This window comes from Clostridium sp. MCC345 (assembly GCF_018785345.1).
Lineage (GTDB): Bacteria > Bacillota > Clostridia > Lachnospirales > Anaerotignaceae > Anaerotignum_A > Anaerotignum_A faecicola.
In genome coordinates this window covers 202,902-222,669 of the sequence record NZ_WQPP01000017.1, presented here as the reverse complement: position 1 = coordinate 222,669, position 19,768 = coordinate 202,902, and the positions used below count along the sequence as shown (strand labels likewise).

General features: G+C 47.9%; 15 protein-coding genes and 1 pseudogene. All 16 read left to right on the top strand.

Going from position 1 to position 19,768, the window contains the following annotated elements:
• The first annotated feature begins 96 nt into the window (after positions 1-96).
• The 16 genes and pseudogenes from GPK49_RS05180 to GPK49_RS05105 all read left to right on the top strand — a co-directional run bounded on the left by GPK49_RS05180 (position 97) and on the right by GPK49_RS05105 (position 19,708).
• Positions 97-957: an NAD(P)/FAD-dependent oxidoreductase gene (locus tag GPK49_RS05180; RefSeq protein ID WP_118579640.1), complete on the top strand. Its 861-nt coding sequence runs from the start codon at positions 97-99 to the stop codon at positions 955-957.
• A gap of 255 nt (positions 958-1,212) precedes the next feature.
• Positions 1,213-1,500, top strand: a complete 288-nt coding sequence (locus tag GPK49_RS05175) for a co-chaperone GroES (RefSeq protein WP_118579637.1) — start codon at positions 1,213-1,215, stop codon at positions 1,498-1,500.
• Between the two features lie 54 nt (positions 1,501-1,554).
• Positions 1,555-3,177 carry a chaperonin GroEL gene (groL, locus tag GPK49_RS05170; RefSeq protein ID WP_215676953.1) on the top strand — a complete coding sequence of 541 codons (1,623 nt, stop codon included), beginning with the start codon at positions 1,555-1,557 and terminating at the stop codon, positions 3,175-3,177.
• Positions 3,178-3,724: 547 nt separating this feature from the next.
• Positions 3,725-4,321 (top strand): annotated as a pseudogene (gene sdaAB, locus GPK49_RS05165) (L-serine ammonia-lyase, iron-sulfur-dependent subunit beta); the annotation flags it as partial.
• Between the two features lie 18 nt (positions 4,322-4,339).
• Positions 4,340-5,215, top strand: a complete 876-nt coding sequence (gene sdaAA / locus GPK49_RS05160) for an L-serine ammonia-lyase, iron-sulfur-dependent, subunit alpha (RefSeq protein WP_016408300.1) — start codon at positions 4,340-4,342, stop codon at positions 5,213-5,215.
• 110 nt (positions 5,216-5,325) lie between these two features.
• Positions 5,326-6,564 (top strand): serine/threonine transporter SstT, encoded by a 1,239-nt coding sequence (sstT, locus tag GPK49_RS05155; RefSeq protein ID WP_118579631.1) that lies wholly within the window; start codon positions 5,326-5,328, stop codon positions 6,562-6,564.
• 213 nt (positions 6,565-6,777) lie between these two features.
• Positions 6,778-6,981 carry a hypothetical protein gene (locus GPK49_RS05150; RefSeq protein ID WP_444876938.1) on the top strand — a complete coding sequence of 68 codons (204 nt, stop codon included), beginning with the start codon at positions 6,778-6,780 and terminating at the stop codon, positions 6,979-6,981.
• A gap of 138 nt (positions 6,982-7,119) precedes the next feature.
• Positions 7,120-7,533 carry a cell division protein ZapA gene (locus GPK49_RS05145; RefSeq protein WP_016408303.1) on the top strand — a complete coding sequence of 138 codons (414 nt, stop codon included), beginning with the start codon at positions 7,120-7,122 and terminating at the stop codon, positions 7,531-7,533.
• Between the two features lie 123 nt (positions 7,534-7,656).
• Positions 7,657-10,086, top strand: coding sequence for a U32 family peptidase (locus GPK49_RS05140; RefSeq protein ID WP_215676952.1), 2,430 nt, complete (start codon positions 7,657-7,659; stop codon positions 10,084-10,086).
• A gap of 5 nt (positions 10,087-10,091) precedes the next feature.
• Positions 10,092-11,480 carry an FtsW/RodA/SpoVE family cell cycle protein gene (locus GPK49_RS05135; protein WP_215676951.1) on the top strand — a complete coding sequence of 463 codons (1,389 nt, stop codon included), beginning with the start codon at positions 10,092-10,094 and terminating at the stop codon, positions 11,478-11,480.
• Complete coding sequence (locus GPK49_RS05130; protein WP_215676950.1) at positions 11,473-12,873, top strand: penicillin-binding transpeptidase domain-containing protein; 1,401 nt, start codon at positions 11,473-11,475, stop codon at positions 12,871-12,873. Before GPK49_RS05135 ends, GPK49_RS05130 begins: the two co-directional genes overlap by 8 nt.
• A 14-nt stretch (positions 12,874-12,887) precedes the next feature.
• Positions 12,888-13,979 carry a patatin-like phospholipase family protein gene (locus tag GPK49_RS05125; RefSeq protein WP_215676949.1) on the top strand — a complete coding sequence of 364 codons (1,092 nt, stop codon included), beginning with the start codon at positions 12,888-12,890 and terminating at the stop codon, positions 13,977-13,979.
• Between the two features lie 812 nt (positions 13,980-14,791).
• On the top strand, positions 14,792-15,571 hold the full coding sequence (locus GPK49_RS05120) for an acyl-CoA dehydratase activase (RefSeq protein ID WP_016408308.1): 780 nt from the start codon (positions 14,792-14,794) through the stop codon (positions 15,569-15,571).
• An 18-nt stretch (positions 15,572-15,589) separates the two neighbouring features.
• The gene (locus GPK49_RS05115; protein WP_016408309.1) at positions 15,590-16,855 is read left to right on the top strand and encodes a 2-hydroxyacyl-CoA dehydratase subunit D; all 1,266 of its coding nucleotides are present in this window, start codon (positions 15,590-15,592) and stop codon (positions 16,853-16,855) included.
• Between the two features lie 20 nt (positions 16,856-16,875).
• The gene (locus GPK49_RS05110) at positions 16,876-18,006 is read left to right on the top strand and encodes a 2-hydroxyacyl-CoA dehydratase subunit D (protein WP_118579613.1); all 1,131 of its coding nucleotides are present in this window, start codon (positions 16,876-16,878) and stop codon (positions 18,004-18,006) included.
• Positions 18,007-18,124: 118 nt separating this feature from the next.
• Positions 18,125-19,708 carry an acyl CoA:acetate/3-ketoacid CoA transferase gene (locus GPK49_RS05105; RefSeq protein WP_016408311.1) on the top strand — a complete coding sequence of 528 codons (1,584 nt, stop codon included), beginning with the start codon at positions 18,125-18,127 and terminating at the stop codon, positions 19,706-19,708.
• Positions 19,709-19,768 lie beyond the last annotated feature (60 nt).

The window sequence follows — 19,768 nt, the reverse complement described above, 5'->3', positions numbered from 1 at the left end:
ATAAAATGAACCACGAGAAGATATTTTTTCCTCTCGTGGTTTTTTATTTTGATTTTGGACGATACTTGGATAGGTCAATCGGAAGGAGGCTTTTCTATGTACGATATCGGGATTATCGGCGGCGGCCCTGCGGCGTTATCGGCGGCAGTCAGCGCAAGGCAGCGGAATAAAAGCGTTTGCATCTTCGGCAGAAGTCTGGATAGCTCTCTGCTGTTTGCGGCGGAGAAGGTTGATAATTACCTTGGTCTGCCCGATTTAAGCGGCGAGGAGCTGCTGAATCAGTTTTATGCCCACGCCAGAAAGCAGGGCGTGGAGTTTGTGGAATCGCGCATCAAGCAGATTATGCCCATGGGAGAGTATTTTGTTATCAATGCGGATAATAATTTCGTGCAGGCAAAAACGCTGATTCTGGCAACGGGCATCAATAAAAGCCGCGGCATTGCGGGCGAAACGGAGTATCTCGGCAAGGGGGTCAGCTATTGTGCGACCTGCGATGGGATGCTTTATCGCGGTAAAAATGTTGTGGTTGTGGGCGAAAATGCAGAGGGGGAGGCAGAGGCAAACTTCCTTGCGGATGTCTGCGCGCGCGTGACGTATCTGCCTTTGTATCAGCCGGTGATGTATTTAAAGGAAAACATCCATTTAAAGGAAGGAAAACCGCAGGCAGTGCTTGGCGAGAATGGCAGGGTTTCCGCGCTAGAGGTGGGGGGAGAAGCGATTCCCTGTGATGGGATTTTCTTTGCGAAAAACAGCACAGCCCCCGAAAGTCTGCTGTTTGGGCTGGAAACGGATGGCAAGAATATCGTGGTTGACCGTGCGATGAAAACGAATCTTCCCGGTGTTTTTGCGGCAGGAGACTGCACCGGTGCGCCGTATCAGATTGCGAAGGCGGTCGGCGAGGGACTGGTTGCGGCATTGAGCGCGGCGGCATATCTGGATGAAGGCAACCGAAAATAAGAGTGGACAGGTGTGGACAGATTGGACAGATTGGACACGAAAAGGACAGCCAAAAAAGCAAAAGCGGACAGCGGAAATGGACAGAGATTGTATGTGAATGCATACAGTCTCTTTTTTTATGAACTTTTTAAACAATTTGTGAATTTTCAAAAAGGGTCTTGAATATAACTGGATATGGTGTTAATATATGTATTGTAAATTAGCACTCGGATTAGATGAGTGCTAACAGATAGAAAATTATAGGAGGTAATGAAAATGAAACTTGCACCATTAGGAGATAAAGTCGTATTGAAACAGGTAGAAGCACAGGAAACCACAAAATCCGGCATCGTGCTGACAAGTCAGGCGAAGGAAAAGCCGCAGGAAGCAATCGTTGTTGCTGTCGGCCCCGGCGGCATGGTTGGCGATACCAAGATTGAGATGGTAGTGAAGGAGGGCGACCATGTGCTGTATTCCAAATATGGCGCAATGGAAGTGAAATATGACGGTGAGGAATACCTGATTATGCGTCAGAATGATATTCTGGCAATCATCAAGGATTGATTTTAATTGATTTTTGAAAATAAAAATTTGAAAATTTGATTGGAGGAAAGCATTATGGCAAAAGAAATCAAATACAGCACCGATGCCAGAAACGCAATGGCGGCAGGTGTGGATAAGCTGGCAAATACAGTAAAGGTAACACTGGGGCCCAAGGGCAGAAACGTGGTTCTGGACAGAAAATTCACTTCTCCCCTGATTACAAACGACGGTGTTACTATTGCAAAGGATATCGAGCTGGAAGACCCCTATGAAAACATGGGCGCGCAGCTGGTAAAAGAGGTTGCAACGCAGACAAATGATGTTGCCGGCGACGGTACTACAACAGCGACCGTTCTGGCACAGGCAATGATTCAGGAGGGTCTGAAGAATATTGCGGCAGGCGCAAATCCCATCATTCTCAGACGCGGGATGCAGAAGGCAACGGAAGCAGCTGTTGCAGAAATCAAGAAGATGAGCCAGTCCGTTACCACAAGCAAGCACATTGCAAACGTAGCGGCAATCTCCGCAGGGGATGAGGAAGTCGGCAAGATGATTGCGGAAGCAATGGATAAGGTTACAAATGACGGCGTTATTACCATTGAGGAATCCAAGACCATGAAAACAGAGCTGGCTCTGGTAGAAGGGATGCAGTTCGACAGAGGGTATCTTTCCGCATACATGTCTACGGATATGGATAAGATGGTAGCGGTTCTGGAGGAGCCTCTGATTCTGATTACAGATAAGAAAATTTCCAATATTCAGGAAATCCTGCCGATTCTGGAGCAGGTAATGCAGACAGGCAGAAAGCTGCTTTTGATTGCAGAGGACGTAGAAAGCGAGGTTCTGGCAACTCTGGTTGTGAACAAGCTGCGTAATGTATTCACCTGCGTTGCGGTAAAGGCACCCGGCTACGGCGAAAGAAGAAAAGCACAGCTGGCAGATATCGCGGCACTGACAGGCGGTCAGGTTATCTCCGAGGAGGTTGGCATTTCCCTGCAGGATGCAACCTTGGATATGTTGGGTACCGCGAAAACGGTTCGTGTGGAAAAGGAAGCAACCATCATCGCAGACGGTGCGGGTGACAAGGCTGCCATCGAAGCGCGTATCGCACAGATCAAAAAGGGCATGGAAGAAACAGATTCCGCATTTGATAAGGAAAAATATCAGGAAAGACTGGCAAAGCTTTCCGGTGGCGTAGCTGTGATCAAGGTTGGTGCGGCAACAGAAACAGAAATGAAGGAAAAGAAGCTGCGTATGGAGGATGCACTGGCGGCAACAAAGGCAGCAGTGGAGGAAGGTATTGTAGCCGGCGGCGGTACTGCTCTGGTTCATGCCATGGATAAGGTAAAAGCAGCCTGCGCAGAGCTGGCAGGGGATGAAAAAACAGGTGCGGATATCGTCATCAAGGCACTGGAAGCACCTCTGCGTCAGATTGTTGCAAATGCAGGTCTGGAAGGGTCTGTGATTGTAAACAAGGTAAAAGAGATGAATGACAGCATGGGCTTCAACGCGCTGACAGAGGAATATGTGGAAATGGTTGAAGCAGGTATCCTTGACCCTGCAAAGGTAACAAGAAGTGCATTGCAGAATGCAACCAGCGTTGCTTCCACCTTCCTGACAACAGAAGCGGTTGTTGCGGAGCTGCCTGCGAAAAACGCACCCGCAATGCCTGATCCCGGCATGGGTAACTACATGTAATAATTTAAGTCGAAAGCAGACTTCGCCCTACTCTAAAAGGTGCGCCCAAATAAGAAAACTTGAATTCTGAAATGCTGAAAGCTACGGCTACTGCGTCAGTTCCCCTTGACAGCCTAAGTCAAAGGATGCCTGCGGGAAACTTCCTTGTATCCGCAGGCTTTCAGCTATTTCATTTTCTTCATGTTTTCTTATTGGGACACACCTAAGAGTGGGGCATTTTTCTTGTAATTTTTCGTTTTTATGGAAAAGAAATTCAAAAATTTTTGAAATTTTGTGGAAAATCACACTGGTGTATTTGCAGAGCGGACAAATATCCGAGAATAAGAAAAAATGTCTTTCTACAAGGAACTTTTTTATGGATACCTATTGACTTTGTTGAATTTAATCATATATAATTGGGAAGGTCGATAAATTATGCGGTTTTTGTCAAAAATACTTGGGTTATCGACAGAAAATTGAAATAAGGTTAGGAGGGATTTTAGTGTTACAGGTATTTGATATCATCGGACCTATTATGATTGGCCCTTCCAGTTCTCATACAGCAGGTGCAGTGCGTATCGGGAAATATGCCCGTTCTGTTCTGGGCAAGAAGCCCGTGAAGGCTGTGATTCAGTTCAGCGGCTCCTTTGCCAAGACCTATAAGGGTCACGGTACGGATAAGGCTGTGATTGCAGGGATTCTGGGGATGGACACAGACGATGCCCGTATCCGCAACAGCATGCAGATTGCGACAGAGGAAGGTCTGGATTTTACCTTTATCGAAGAAGATATTGACGGCGCACACCCCAATACGGCGGAAATTACGCTGACAGATGAAGCAGGAAGAACCGCGCTGATTCGCGGTGCATCCATCGGCGGCGGCAATATTATTATCAATAAAATCAATGATACAGAGGTATCGATTTCCGGTAAATCCGATACATTGGTGATTCCCCATGATGACGTTCCCGGTATGATTGCCGTGGTAACAAACATTCTGGCAGACAAGGGTGTAAACATACATGGGTTCTCTCTGGGCAGAGACCATAAGGGCGGTACAGCTGTTATGACAATCGAGATCGACGGTCATGTGGACGAGTCTATCAATGATGCAATCATGGAATGTCCCCATATTCACGCATCTACGATTCTGAAAGCAATTTAAGAAGGAGAGGCGGAGAACTTGTTAAAATATGATTCTATTGCCGAATTGGTAAACGAAGCGGAAAAGAGAGGCTTGAAGCTTTCTGAGCTGGTTCTGAAAACACAGGCGGCAATGACGGAAAAGACAGAAGAAGAAATGTTCGCAACCATGGAGCGATCCCTGCAGGTCATGAAGGAATCCGTACAGGATGGGCTGGATAAGGACAAGCGTTCTGCCAGCGGATTGACAGGCGGCGATGCCTACAAGCTGAATGAGGCATTGAAGGCAGGCAAGAATATTGCAGGTCATTTCTTCGGCAATGCAATGATGAAGGCGGTTGCGGTTGCACAGACAAATGCCTGCATGGGCAGAATCGTAGCATCCCCGACAGCGGGCAGCTGCGGTATTCTTCCTTCTGCACTGCTGACATTGCAGGAGGAAAAAAATATTTCGGATAAGGATCTGGTTATGGCACTGTTTACTGCATCTGCGGTTGGTATCGTGATTGCAACGAATGCCAGCGTGGCAGGGGCGGCAGGCGGCTGTCAGGCAGAATGCGGCGCGGCAAGCGCAATGGCGGCGGCGGCAATGGTAGAGCTTTGCGGCGGCACACCCAAGCAGTGTGAGCACGCTTGTGCAATCGCGCTGAAAAATATTCTCGGTCTGGTTTGCGACCCTGTTGCAGGTCTGGTTGAGATTCCCTGTATCAAAAGAAATGCCGGCGGCGTAGGCAATGCGCTGGTAGCGGCTGAGCTGGCACTGGCAGGCGTGGAAAGTCATATTCCTGCGGATGAGGTAATTGTAGCGATGAAGAAAATCGGTGATACAATGTCCTCTACGCTGAAGGAAACCGCAGAAGGCGGTCTGGCTGTGACACCGACAGGGAAAAAGCTTTGCGAAAAGGTATTTGGTTGATGCAAAAGGCAAACCTCAATACTTTTCATATTTAGTTTTCGTACAAACCGTAGAAACAAGCAATTATACAAACATTTATCAAATCAATCATTTAATAGGAGAAGGTCAAAATGAGTATTATTCAGAAATGGAATAGCATTTCCTTAGTAAAACGTATCGTTTGTGGTCTGATCATTGGTGCAATCCTTGGTCTGCTGATTCCACAAGTAAAAGTTATCGGTGTTCTGGGTACCCTGTTCGTTGGTGCTCTGAAGGCTGTAGCACCTATTCTGGTATTCTTCCTGGTTATCGCAGCTCTGGCTTGCGGTCAGGAGGGCGGCGGCAGAACAATGGGCCGTGTAGTTGCACTGTACCTGATTGGTACATTCGCAGCGGCTGTTGTTGCTGTACTGGCTTGCCACTTCATCCACATCGTTCTGCCTCTGGGCAACGCTGCTTCCACAGATGGCTACACAGCAGCAGGCGGCATTGGTGAAGTATTCTCCAATCTGCTGAACAACATTGTTTCCAACCCCATCGGTTCCATGGTAAACGCAAACTACCTGGGTATTCTGTTCTGGGCTGTTATCTTTGGTCTGGCACTGAAAAAAGCAAGTGACACAACAAAGAAAGCACTGAACGATTTCTCCGAAGCAGTTACAGCAGCAGTTAGAGCAGTAATCTCCTGCGCTCCCTTCGGTATCCTGGGTCTGGTATTCACAACAGTATCCGAAAACGGTCTGGGTATCTTCACAGAATACGGTAAGGTTCTGGCAGTTCTGGTTGGCTGCATGGCTTTCGTAGCTCTGATTCTGAACCCCATCATCGTATGGACACAGATCAAATCCAACCCTTATCCTCTGGTATTCAAATGCCTGAAGGATTCCTTTATCACAGCATTCTTCACAAGATCTTCCGCAGCGAATATCCCTGTTAACATGACTCTGTGTGAAGAACTGGGTCTGGATGAAGATAACTACTCCATCTCTATCCCTCTGGGTGCAACCATCAACATGGGCGGTGCTGCAATCACAATCACAGTTATGACACTGGCTTGCGTAAACACACTGGGCATGGAAGTTCCCCTTGCAATGAAGGTTCTGCTGTCCTTCGTAGCAGCTATCTCCGCTTGCGGTGCTTCCGGTGTTGCAGGTGGTTCCCTGCTGCTGATTCCTCTGGCTTGCTCTCTGTTTGGTATCCCCAACGATGTAGCAATGCAGGTTGTAGGTGTTGGCTTCATCATCGGCGTAATTCAGGACTCCTGCGAAACAGGTCTGAACTCTTCTACAGACGCACTGTTCACAGCTGCTGCTGACTTCCACGATATGAAGAAAGCAGGCAAGGACATCTGGGCTTGGAGAAAGAAATAATTTTCAAAGGGAATTTAAGCAACAAAATTTTATAAAAAAATACGGTTGGTACGAGCCCCCGTCGCTTACGCGACGGGGTTTTCTTTTGCAGGAAGGGCTTAAAGAAAATTTAATATTTTCCCAGTTGTAATCTATGATTTTTTTGCTATAATTGACTTGAAAACACAGTTGGAACAGCTTGTGGACGAAATTGAGGTGGAAAGTATGTTGTGGATGTTTTTATTTATCATTTGTATGATTGGAGTATTCGGGAAGCTGCTGCTTTTCGGGATACAAATGGCTTGGGGAATCTCCAAATTTTTACTGACGATTGTAATATTGCCGCTGATTTTAATTGGTATGGTGGTAGGAGGCTTGCTTTATATCGCATTCCCGATTCTGATTGTGATTGGGATTATCACACTGCTTTGTAGGTAAGAATAGAGGCGTTCATCGAAGGATGGACGCCTTTTCTGTCGAGGGGTTTCGGAAGAAAGGTATTCCTTCTAAATTGTATTTGTGGTATACTTACAAATAAGTATGTAATTATGAAAAAGAGGAGAGGGAGTGCAGTTCATGAAAAACAGAGTGAAGATTTCCATTGACGGAAAAAGCTTTACGCTGGTTGGCGAGGAATCGGAGGAACATATCCGCAGTGTGGCGGCTTATATTGATGAGAAAATGACGGAAGTCCGTGAAAAGGCCGTTGCTGTTACGTTGGATTCCAGCCTTGCTTATGTGCTGACCTCTGTGAATGTGGCAGATGATTACTTCAAGGAAAAGGCATATACTGCTGAGCTGGAGGGCAGACTCATCGGCATGACGGCGCGCGTGCAGGAATTGACGCATAAGCTGGAGGAAGCGGAAAAGGCGAGAGAGAATGCGGAAAACAAGCTGGATGAATATATTCTGGCGATGGAGGACAACGGCAGCGCGCAGATGCACCAGACATACCATTCCGCAGGGAAAAATAAAAAAGGAAAGAAATAATCATAAAAATTAACGAAAAAAGAAATAACGAAAAGCAGCATGCCGATGAAGCATTTGAGAGAATTTCATAGGTTTGCTCTTTTCTTTTACAACGGGTTTGCATGAGAGAGAAAGGAGACTATTATGTCTGGAGTGAATCGACCGGAGCTGCTTTCCCCTGCGGGTTCCATGGAGAGCCTGAAGGCGGCAGTGAACGGCGGCTGTGATGCGGTCTATCTGGGTGGCAAGCAGTTCAGCGCAAGGCAGTATGCGGGGAATTTTGATTTGAAGGAATTGGAGGATGCCTGTGATTATTGCCATCTGTGCGGCGTAAAGGTGTATGTAACGGTAAATACGGTATATAAGGATGAGGAGCTGGCAGGGTTTTTGACCTATATCAGGAGCCTGTACGAAATGGGCGTGGATGCGCTCATTATGCAGGATACAGGCGCGGAAAGACTGGTAAAGGCACATTTTCCTGATTTTCCCCTGCATGCAAGCACGCAGATGACCTGTAATTCTCTGGCTGATGTGAAATACTGGGAAGGCCGTGGGTTTGATAAAATCGTGCTGAGCAGAGAGCTTTCTCTGGAGGAAATCAGGCATATTACGGAAAACACCGAAGCGGAAATCGAAACCTTTGTGCATGGGGCGCTTTGTGTTTGCTATTCGGGGCAGTGCATTATGAGCAGCATGCTGGGCGGCAGAAGCGGCAACCGCGGACGCTGCGCGCAGACCTGCCGGTTGCCCTATACGCTGTATAAGGGCTATGACAGCATGGCGGAGGGATATCTGCTTTCCCCGAAGGACGTGATGACGGTGGAAATTCTGCCGCAGCTGATTGAGGCAGGAATTGCATCGCTGAAAATTGAGGGCAGAATGAAAAGCCCTGAATATGTGGCAGGGGTAACGCGGATTTACCGCAAATATATTGACCTGTATTTTGAAAACCCGGAGGAATACAAGGTAGATCCCGCGGATATCAAGGCGCTGCAGCAGCTGTTTAACCGTGGCGGCTTTACGGAGGGATATTACACCTCCTTTGCCGGACGGGAAATGATGAGCATTGAACGCCCGAAATCGTGGGGGCTGAAGGTCGGCATTGTGGACAAGTATCTGCCGAAATATAAGAAGGTGACGATTCGCACAAGAGAGCCCTTGGTTCCCGGAGATGGTCTGGAAATCTGGACGCAGACAGAGCCGCACGTTGGGACGAATGTTTCCAAGCATTCCAAGGCGGGCGAGGTGATTACGATTACCCTTGAGGGGGATATCAACAAAAATGATGTGGTTTACCGCACCTTTGGGAAGGCATTGCAGGATGAGCTGAAAAAGACCTACGAAAAGGATACACGCAAGCTTCCGATTTACGGGATGCTGCGTGTGAAGGAGGGCGAACCGATTTCCTTACAGCTTTGGGATAACGGCGGCAACAGCGTTTTTGTCAGCGGCAGTATCGTAGAGCCGGCAGGCAGCTCGCCTATGCTCCCGATGAAGCTGCGGGAAAACATCAGCAAGATGGGCGCAACCCCCTTTGTTCTGGCGGATTTGCAGACGGATATCGACAGATATATTTATGTGAATATCAGCGAGGTGAACCGTGTGCGGCGTGCGGCGTGCGAGGCACTGGAGGCGGCGATTCTGAAAAAATCCAAGCGGAAGGCGAAGGATGACGCGGTGTATGCGAAACCGGAGAAGCAGCCGATGCAGCTGCGGAAAAAGCTGACAGCGGTTGTGACGAACATGGGGCAGCTGGATGCCGTTTTGCAGGCGAGAGGCATTTGCAGGGTGTATTATGAAGCGGCGGCGGATTTGGAGAAAAATCTGGACAAGATTCTGGCAAAATGCCGCAAGGCAGGCGTGACGCTTTATGCCGCACTGCCGAGAGTGGCAAGAGAATGGAATGCGGAAGCAGAACAGCCGATGATTGACAGGCTGATTGCGAGCGAGATTGATGGCTTTTTGGTGCGTGCCGCAGGGCAGTTTGCACAGGTGCAGAAAAGCGGCAAGAAAATTGTTGTTGACTACAATCTGAATGCGATGAACCGGCAGACGGTGGAATACTGGAAGGAGCAGGGGGCGGACAATGTCTGTCTTTCTGTGGAGGCGAATTTGCAGGAAATTAACCGCATGGGGGACAAGGACTGCGAAATGGTGGTTTACGGCTATCTGCCGTTGATGAAAACACAGCAATGTCCCATCGGGAATTATGTGGGCGGCAAGGACGGACATAAATTCTGTACGGAGCGCAGCAATGAGGATTTGTATTTCCTCAGAGACAGAAAGGGCGTGAAATTCCCCTTGATGACGGACTGCGAGAGATGCGTCTGCACGATTCTGAACGGCAAGCCTTTGTTTACGCTGAAATTTTATGATGAAATTCTGGAAAGCACAACGGGTCTGGTGCGTCTGGACTTTACAAAGGAGGGCCCCGGCAGGGCAGAGCGGATTGCGAAGGCATACGGGGAAATGACGGCGGATGCGGAGCGGATGAGCCCCGCGACACGCAATCTTTTGGGAGAAATGAGCGAAAAGGGCAGCACGAAGGGGCATTTCTTCCGCGGAGTGGAGTGATGTAAATGTTTGATTTAATCATAATGCTGAGCAGATACCTGTTCATTTTCTATATCGTTTTGTTCCTGTGGCAGGGCATTGTTTATGTTGCCTATGAGCAGGGCGGCTTTCTGGGGAACCCCTATACGGCGGTTTCCATGCAGAGACGGATTACGGTATTGATGCACATGACGGCGTTTCTGATTCTGGGATACAACAGAGAAACATATATGTTTGATATTACGACGCTGCTATTTGGGGCGATTTCGTTGGTTTTTCTGCTGTTCGCGGTGAAGCTTCTGGACAGGTTTTATTACGAGGGCTGTCCGCTCATCTGGACGGGGATGCTGTTTCTGATGGATGTGAGCTTGATTATTTTACAGAGGGTGGAGCCTTCTCTGGCACACAGACAGCTGATGTGGATGTGCATTGGGCTGGCAGGGATGTCTTTTTTGCCGACCTTCTTTCGATGGATTCCAAGGTTTGAAATGTTTGAATGGGTGTATATCATCGGGTGCTATCTGCTGCTGCTTTCGACAAGGTTTTTCGGCGTGTCAAAATACGGCTCTACCAACTGGCTTGCCATTGGCCCGGTTACCTTTCAGCCCTCGGAGATTGCAAAGTTTCTGTTTGTATTCTACCTTGCGAGCGTATTCCGCAAGAGGGTGGAATGGAAGCAGTTTCTGACAACGGGGATTTTGAGCGCAGGACTGGTGATGCTGTTGGTTTTGCAGAAGGACTTGGGCAGTGCGCTTATCTTTTTTATGACATACATGGTGATGCTGTATATTGCGACCTCGAATGAATTTCTGTTCTTTCTGGGGATGGGTGCGGCAAGCGTGGCGGCAATGGGGGCGTATAAGCTGTTTTCTCATGTGCAGGTGCGTGTGGCGGCATGGCGCAACCCCTGGGCGGATATTGATGCAGGAGGATATCAGATTGTCAGCTCCCTTTTTGCCATTACGACATGGGGGCTGTTCGGCAGCGGCTTGACGAAGGGGATGCCGAAAAGTATTCCCGTTGTGGAAAGCGATATGATTTTCTCGGCAATCTGCGAGGAATTCGGTGTGATTTTCGGCGCAGGCATCATCGGGATATTTATTATGCTGCTGTACCGCGGGGTGCGTATTGCACTGGACTGCAACAGAAGATACTACAGTATTCTGGCGGCAGGAGTGACCACGCTGATTTCGTTTCAGGCGTTTGTGATTCTGGGCGGCGTGATGAAGCTGATTCCCCTGACGGGGGTAACACTGCCGTTTGTCAGCTACGGCGGCAGCTCGGTTCTGGTCAGCCTGATGATGATTGGGCTTTTGCAATGGGTATGCGTATATTGCGAGCAGCGCGCTCAGCAGGAGCAGGAGGAGCAGCGGATGATGGAGGAAATGCAGATGGGAGGCGGCAGATATGAGTAATATGAAGCGAAGCATGCGCCGCGTATTCTGGCTGCTGGCGTTATGCTTTTTCCTGCTGTTGGGCTATCTGGGGAAGCTGGTTTTTGTAGACAGAGAGGAAATTTCCGGCAACTCCTATAACAGCCGTCTGCGGTATGTGGATGAAACCATCAAGCGTGGAGACATTCTGGACAGAGAGGGCGAGGTCATCGCGACCAGCACAAGGCAGGAGGACGGTATCTACAAGAGAGAATATCCGCGCGGACGGATGGCGGCACATATTACAGGCTACAGCAGTGTCGGGAAAACCGGCGTTGAGGCAGCAGAAAATTTTGAGCTGATGAAGCTGCACAATGAATTATTTCAGCGCGTGAGCAGTGTGGTGCGGAAAACGGAGCTACAGGGCAACAGCGTTGCTTTAACGATGGATATGGATATTCAGACAACGGCAGGCAACCTTCTGGGCAGTGCCAAAGGAGCGATTGTTGTGATGGAGCCTTCGACGGGGCGGATTCTTGCCTTGCAGGCGTATCCCGACTTTGACCCGAATACGGTGGAGGAGCAATGGGATACACTGAAGGAGGATGCGGACAGTCCACTGGTGAACCGTGCGACGCAGGGGCTTTATCCGCCCGGCTCAACATTTAAGACTGTAACGGCTTTGGCAGGGATGGAGTACCTTTCTGACTGGCAGAGCTTTCAGGTGGAATGTACGGGCGAAAGAGTTTTTCAGGATAAGGTGATTCATTGCTACAATAATAAGGTGCATGGCATGGTGGATATGAAAAGTGCGCTTGCCTACTCATGCAACTGCTATTTTGCGGCACTGGCGGATGAAATCGGTGCGGGCAAGCTGGCGAAGACCATGCGGCAGGTCGGCATGGATGCAGACAGCCGCTTTGAACTGGAAACAAGCCGAAACAGCATTTATCTGGCGAAGGGTGCTACGGAAAGCGAACTGGTGGAAACGGCAATCGGGCAGGGCAGAACGGGAGTTACGCCCCTGTATATGGCAATGCTTGCCTCTGCGTTTGCGAATGACGGGATGATGATGAAGCCATATATCGTAGACCACGTGGTTTATCCGGATGGGACGGAAACAAAAAACACCGTTCCCGAAAAGCTGACGGAAATCTGCACGGCGGAGGAAGCGGCAGCCATCAGGGACATGATGATAGGGGTTGTTTCCGGCGGCACAGGCACGGCGGCGGCAATCAATGGTGTGACGGTTGCCGGCAAAACGGGTACGGCGGAAAATGCCACAGGCTATGACCATAGCTGGTTTATCGGCTTTGCGCCTGCGGAGAACCCGAAGGTTGCGGTTGCGGTTGTGATTGAAAATGCCAACTACGGCAGTGCAACGCCGATTGCAGGCAAGGTGATGCAGGCGGCTCTGGCAGAACTGGAAAAATAAGCTGAGGTGACGAAATGAAGCTGTGGTTGGATACATCGAAGGCATACGCCATTGCCCTGGAGGGCGGTGGCGCAAAGGGTGCGTATGAGGTCGGTGTCTGGAAGGCGTTGGACGAGGCCGACGTGCGGTTTGATGCGGTGGCAGGCACCTCTGTCGGCGCACTGAACGGGGCGATGATGGTGATGGGAGAGCTGGAGCAGGCGCTGCGACTCTGGGAGAACATTCGCTTTTCGCAGGTATTTGATGCGGATGATGAGCAGCTAAAGAAGCTTTATGACCATAAGCTTTCGGAGGTGGATTTTCGGACGCTTTTCAAGGATGTGATGGAAGCCATCCACGAGGGTGGCCTGGATATTGAACCGCTTCGGAGGCTGATTGCGGAATGGGTGGATGAAGAAAAAATCAGAAGCTCCCCGAAAAAGCTGTTTCTTGTGACGTATTCTCTGACGGACAAAAGGGAACTGGACATGGATGCGGACGAGCTGGAGGAAGGCAAGCTGCGGGATATGCTGTTGGCGAGTGCGTATGTGCCGCTATTTCAGCGGAAGAAGCTGGACGGTAAGGATTATGTAGACGGGAGTGTGCATAATATTGTGCCAATTAGCAGCTTGCTGGAACGCGGCTATCGGGATATTATTGTGATTCGGATTTTCGGCGTGGGCTTTGAAAAACGGACGCGGATTCCCAAAGATGCGAATATCATTACGGTTGCGCCGAGAGAAAGACTTGGCGGTGTATTGCAGTTTGATGCGGCGCAGAGCAGAAGGCTGTTGCAGCTGGGATATTTCGACGGACTGCGGATGCTGTATGGTCTGGCAGGGGAGAAATATTACATCGACAGGCAATGGAGCGAAACAGAGGCGTATTTTGCGTTGCAGGAGCTGTGCAGACTTTTTATAAAGGAAGAAACACCTTCTCTGCGGGCGCTGAATGAAACGATTCTGCCTAAGCTGGCGAAGCATTTAAAGGTGAAGGACGGGGGATATTATGACCTGCTGACGGCACTTCTGGAAAGGCTGGCGGAGCGGCAGGGGATTTCACCGTTTCGGGTGCGGACGGAGGAAATGCTTCTGCTTGAGATTGCGGCGAAAATGAAGAAAAAATAGGAAATATAACTATGAAGGAAATTCTTTTCTGAAATATTTAAAATACGAAGTGTTTTTCCTTTTTCAGAAAAGATTTTCCGAATATAATAGAAGAAACTCATAGAAATGAAAGAAAGTGCTTTTCGCTCCAAAAGGGGCGGAGGGCCTTTTTTATGCAGAAAACAACGGAAAACACAGAAAATACTCAAAAAAGAGAAAGGAAAAAAGGATAACTTTTCTGCAAAGAAAACGGACAGGCAAACATACCAATAAATATTTTTGCATATAATTTAACAATATAGGGGGTTCGGGCAGGCGTTTTAAAACCCTGTAGAACCGGTAGGAATAAAAATCCCCCTTTTTTGGTAGGGTACGAAAGAAAGAAATACCAACAAAGAGATGGGAATTGTCGGCGGTTTCTTGTGTGGAGATAGTCATTTTGTGCAAAAATCGACACTTTTTTTCAAAAAAACATAGGAATTAGATAGCATACGAAGTATCCTGTATACAAAAAAACGAATTTTCTGCATTTTTCTTCTTTTTTTGCAGGATTTTCTAAAATAAAAACAATTTTTTAACAATTTCTATTGAAATACGGAAACAATGATGTTATAATCTAAACAAATACAAGAGGCGGATATAGCCTAGGGTATTTGGAATGATTAAAAACTTATATTCACGATATTCAAGAATAGAAAGGATATAGGTTTTTTCTAATGTCATCCGATGTGCAGCCTGTCTTTTAGGGAATACGGGGACGACGGGCGGCACCAAACGTTTCATGATTGTTTTATCGCATGGTTAAAATATAGAAACAGAGGAGGTAAAACAAGATGTACACAATGGGTGTTGACATCGGCTCCGCATCTTCAAAGGCAGTTATTTTGAAGGACGGGAAGGATGTTCTTGCTGCAGAGGTTGTACAGGTAGGTACAGGCTCTACAGGTCCCAAGAAGGCTATGGAAATGGCCTTTGAAAAAAGCGGTGTGAAGGAGGAGGAAATCGACTTCATCATTGCGACAGGCTATGGCAGATTTTCCTTGGAGGATGCGGATAAGCAGATGTCCGAAATCAGCTGCCATGCAAAAGGTATTTACCATTTGGTACCCACTGCACGTACCATCATTGATATCGGCGGTCAGGATGCGAAAGCAATCCGACTGGATAACAAGGGTGGTATTAAGCAGTTTTTTATGAATGATAAATGCGCAGCAGGTACAGGTCGTTTCATCGAGGTTATGGCCAGAGTATTGGAAACAACACTGGATGAAATGGCAACACTGGACGAACAGGCAGAGGATACCGCACCAATCAGCAGTACTTGCACTGTATTCGCTGAATCCGAGGTTATTTCTCAGCTCTCCAAAGGCACTGACAGAAAGAGCATTGCCAGAGGGGTTCACATGTCCGTAGCTAGCAGAGCGTGCGGCCTTGCATACAGAGCGGGTCTGGAAAAGGACATTGTCTTTACAGGCGGCGTTGCAAAAAATGCAGGCGTAGTAAGAGCGGTCTCTAGCGTATTGAAAACAGATGTAATTGTGGCACCCAATCCACAAACAACAGGCGCGCTCGGTGCGGCACTTTTCGCATACGAAGCGGCAACAAAAAAATAATAAGAAAGAGGGATTAGAATGAGTTTAACACAAGGCATGACAGCAAAGAAATTGTTAGGCTACTATCAGAACAAAGCTGACCAGGACGCAAGAGAAGCTAAAGCAAGAGGCGACCTTGTTTGTTGGTCCGCATCCGTAGCTCCTTCCGAATTCTGCGTAACAATGGGTATCGCTATGATTTACCCCGAAACACACGCAGCAGGTATCGGCGCAAGAAAAGGTGCTATCGATATGCTGGACGTTGCAGCAAGAAAAGGCTACAACATCGACTGCTGTTCTTATGGTAGAGTAAACATGGGTTACATGGAATGTCTGAAAGAAACAGCTATCACAGGTAAGAAACCCGATGTACTGGTTAACTCTCCTGCAGCTGATGTTCCTCTGCCCGATCTGGTAATCACATGTAACAACATTTGTAATACACTGCTGAAATGGTATGAAAACCTGGCTGTAGAGCTGGATATTCCTTGCATCGTTATCGATGTACCTTTCAACCACACAATGCCTATTCCTGAATATGCAAAAGCATATATTGCAGACCAGTTCAGAAACGCTATTTCTCAGCTGGAAGTAATCTGCGGCAGACCTTTTGACTGGAAGAAATTCAAAGAAGTAAAAGACCAGACACAGCGTTCCGTATACCACTGGAACAGAATCGCTGACATGGCTCAGTACAAACCTTCTCCTCTGAATGGTTTCGACCTGTTCAACTACATGGCACTGATCGTAGCTTGCCGTTCTCTGGACTATGCTGAAATCACATTCAAGGCATTTGCAGATGAACTGGAAAAGAACCTGAAGGCTGGCGTTTATGCGTTCAAGGGCGCAGAAAAAACACGTTTCCAGTGGGAAGGTATCGCAGTATGGCCTCACCTGGGTCACACATTCAAGACAATGAAGAACCTGGGCTCCATCATGACAGGTACAGCTTACCCCGCACTGTGGGATCTGCACTATGATGCAAACGACGAATCTCTGCACTCCATGGCAGAAGCTTACACAAGAATCTACATCAACACATGCCTGTCCAATAAGGTTGAAGTTCTGTTGAACATCATGGAAAAAGGCAAAATCGACGGTACAATCTACCATCTGAACAGATCTTGTAAGCTGATGAGCTTCCTGAACGTTGAAACAGCTGAAATCATCAAAGAAGCAAACGGCAAACCTTACGTTTCCTTCGACGGCGACCAGACAGACCCTAACGTATACTCCGAAGCACAGTATGAAACACGTGTACAGGCTCTGGTTGAAATGATGGAAGCTAACCTGGCAGAAGCGTAAAATAGGAGGAGGAGAAAACGATGAGTAAAGTAGAAGCTATCTTATCCCAACTGAAAGAAGTTGCAGCTAATCCCAAAAAAGCAATGGATGATTATAAAGCTGAAACAGGTAAAGGCGCTGTAGGTATTATGCCTATCTACGCTCCCGAAGAAATGGTACACGCAACAGGTTACCTGCCTATGGGTATCTGGGGCGCACAGGGCAAACAGATTTCCAAAGCACGTACATATCTGCCCGCATTCGCTTGTTCCATCATGCAGCAGATCATGGAACTGCAGTGCGAAGGCGCTTACGATGATCTGGCAGCAGTTCTGTTCTCTGTACCTTGTGATACACTGAAATGCCTGTCCCAGAAATGGAAAGGCGCTAACGCTGACAAGGTAATCGTATTCACACACCCTCAGAACAGAGGTCTGGAAGCAGCTAATCAGTTCCTGGTAACAGAATATGAACTGGTTAAAAAACAGCTGGAAGCTTACCTGGGCGTTAAGATCACAAACGCAGCTCTGGAAAACTCCATTGCTATCTACAACGAAAACAGAGCAGTTATGCGTGAATTCGTTAAAGTAGCAGCTGACTACCCTCAGGTTATCAGCGCTGTTGACCGTCATGCTGTATTCAAAGCAAGACAGTTCATGCTGAAAGAAAAACACACAGCTCTGGTAAAAGAACTGATCGAAGAAATCAAAGCTATGCCTGTACAGCCTTGGGATGGTAAGAAGGTTGTTGTTACAGGTATCCTGCTGGAGCCCAATCAGGTTCTGGAAATCTTCGACGAATTCAAGCTGGCTATCGTTGATGACGATCTGGCTCAGGAATCCAGACAGATTCGTGTTGACGTTCTGGACGGCGAAGAAGGTCCTCTGTACAGAATGGCAAAGGCATGGCAGCAGATGTATGGTTGCTCCGTTGCAACAGATACAAAGAAAGGCCGTGGCAAGATGCTGATGAACAAGGTTGCTGCTACAGGCGCAGACGCAGTTATCATTGCTATGATGAAATTCTGTGACCCCGAAGAATGGGATTACCCTGTAATGTACAGAGAATTCGAAGAAAAAGGTATCAAGAACCTGATGTTTGAAGTAGATCAGGAACTGACATCCTTCGAACAGGTTAAGACAAGACTGCAGTCCTTCGTAGAAATGCTGTAATTTTCCTACCGCATTTGCTTTGATGGAAATGTAAATAAACAGGGGTAGGTGACTACCCCTGTTCTTGTTCATGTAATATTTTAAGAATTACAAATTTTTTAATAGGAGGTCTAACAGAATGGCTAGACAGGTAAAAGTTATTACTGCTGCTGAAGCTGCTGCATTGATTAAAAACGGCGATACCGTTACAACAAGTGGTTTCGTAGCATCCGCTATCCCCGAAGCTCTGGACAGAGCTGTAGAAGAAAGATTCCTGGCAACAGGCGAACCCAGAGATATTACTTATGTTTACTGCGGTTCTCAGGGTAACAAAGACGGTCGTGGTGCAGAACACTTTGCACACGAAGGTCTGCTGAAAAGATATATTGCAGGTCACTGGGCAACAGTACCCGCTCTGCAGAAAATGGCTCTGGAAAATAAGATGGAAGCTTACAACGTATCTCAGGGTGCTCTTTGCCACCTGTTCAGAGATATCGCTGCACATAGACCCGGCTGCTTCACAAAGGTAGGTCTGGGTACATTTATCGACCCCAGAAACGGCGGCGGTAAAGTAAACGATGTAACCAAGGAAGACATCATCGAGCTGGTTAACATCAAGGGTCAGGACTATCTGTTCTACCCCGCATTCCCCATCAACGTTGCTCTGATCAGAGGTACATACGCTGATGAATCCGGTAACATCTCCTTTGAAAAGGAAGTTTCTCCTCTGGAAGGCACATCCGTATGCCAGGCTGTTAAAAACAGCGGCGGTATCGTTGTAGTTCAGGTAGAAAAACTGGTTAAAGCAGGCACACTGGATCCTCGTCTGGTTAAGGTTCCCGGCATCTATGTTGACTATGTAGTAGTTGCTGACCCTAAGGATCACCAGCAGACACTGGATTGTGATTACGATCCCGCTCTGTCCGGCGAAATGAGAAACCCCGACGTTGCTCCCGAACCCCTGCCTCTGAGCGCAAAGAAGATCATCGGTCGTCGTGGCGCTGTAGAACTGGAAAAAGACGTTGCAGTTAACCTGGGCGTAGGTGCTCCTGAATATGTTGCATCTGTAGCGAACGAAGAAGGTATCGGCGACTTCATGACTCTGACAGTAGAAGGCGGCGCTGTTGGTGGTGTACCCGCAGGCGGCATCAGATTCGGTTCTGCTTACAACGCAGACGCACTGCTGGATCAGGGCTATCAGTTCGACTTCTATGATGGCGGCGGTCTGGATCTGTGCTATCTGGGTCTGGCTGAATGTGACCCTCACGGCTCCATCAACGTTTCCAGATTTGGCCCCAGAATTGCCGGCTGTGGTGGTTTCATCAACATTACACAGTGCACACCTAAGGTATTCTTCTGCGGTACATTTACAGCAGGCGGTCTGAAGGTTAAGGTTGAAGACGGCAAGGTTGTTATCGCACAGGAAGGTAAGAACAAGAAGTTCGTTAAATCTGTAGAACAGGTTACATTCAACGGCGATATCGCAAACAAGAATGGTCAGCACGTAATGTACATCACAGAAAGATGTGTATTCGTTCTGAAGGAAGATGGTCTGCACCTGACAGAAATCGCACCCGGTATCGATTTGCAGACTCAGATTCTGGATCAGATGGAATTTGAACCTATCATTGACAGAAACGCTGACGGCAGCATCACTCTGATGGATGCAAAACTGTTTGCAGACGGTCTGATGGGTCTGAAGGAAATGAAGGAAGGCAAATAATTTAATTATTGGACAACTTCGTTTTGATTCATAAAAATTCGGCTCCTACCTGAAAAGGTA

Coding starts and splice junctions, on each gene's coding strand:
- GPK49_RS05175 (WP_118579637.1), top strand. CDS start 1,213: ATGAAACTTGCACCATTAGGAGATAAAGTCGTATTGAAACAGGTAGAA.
- GPK49_RS05110 (WP_118579613.1), top strand. CDS start 16,876: ATGAGTAAAGTAGAAGCTATCTTATCCCAACTGAAAGAAGTTGCAGCT.
- GPK49_RS05120 (WP_016408308.1), top strand. CDS start 14,792: ATGTACACAATGGGTGTTGACATCGGCTCCGCATCTTCAAAGGCAGTT.
- sstT (WP_118579631.1), top strand. CDS start 5,326: ATGAGTATTATTCAGAAATGGAATAGCATTTCCTTAGTAAAACGTATC.
- GPK49_RS05150 (WP_444876938.1), top strand. CDS start 6,778: ATGTTTTTATTTATCATTTGTATGATTGGAGTATTCGGGAAGCTGCTG.
- GPK49_RS05135 (WP_215676951.1), top strand. CDS start 10,092: ATGTTTGATTTAATCATAATGCTGAGCAGATACCTGTTCATTTTCTAT.
- GPK49_RS05130 (WP_215676950.1), top strand. CDS start 11,473: ATGAGTAATATGAAGCGAAGCATGCGCCGCGTATTCTGGCTGCTGGCG.
- GPK49_RS05105 (WP_016408311.1), top strand. CDS start 18,125: ATGGCTAGACAGGTAAAAGTTATTACTGCTGCTGAAGCTGCTGCATTG.
- GPK49_RS05140 (WP_215676952.1), top strand. CDS start 7,657: ATGTCTGGAGTGAATCGACCGGAGCTGCTTTCCCCTGCGGGTTCCATG.
- groL (WP_215676953.1), top strand. CDS start 1,555: ATGGCAAAAGAAATCAAATACAGCACCGATGCCAGAAACGCAATGGCG.
- GPK49_RS05125 (WP_215676949.1), top strand. CDS start 12,888: ATGAAGCTGTGGTTGGATACATCGAAGGCATACGCCATTGCCCTGGAG.
- GPK49_RS05180 (WP_118579640.1), top strand. CDS start 97: ATGTACGATATCGGGATTATCGGCGGCGGCCCTGCGGCGTTATCGGCG.
- GPK49_RS05115 (WP_016408309.1), top strand. CDS start 15,590: ATGAGTTTAACACAAGGCATGACAGCAAAGAAATTGTTAGGCTACTAT.
- GPK49_RS05145 (WP_016408303.1), top strand. CDS start 7,120: ATGAAAAACAGAGTGAAGATTTCCATTGACGGAAAAAGCTTTACGCTG.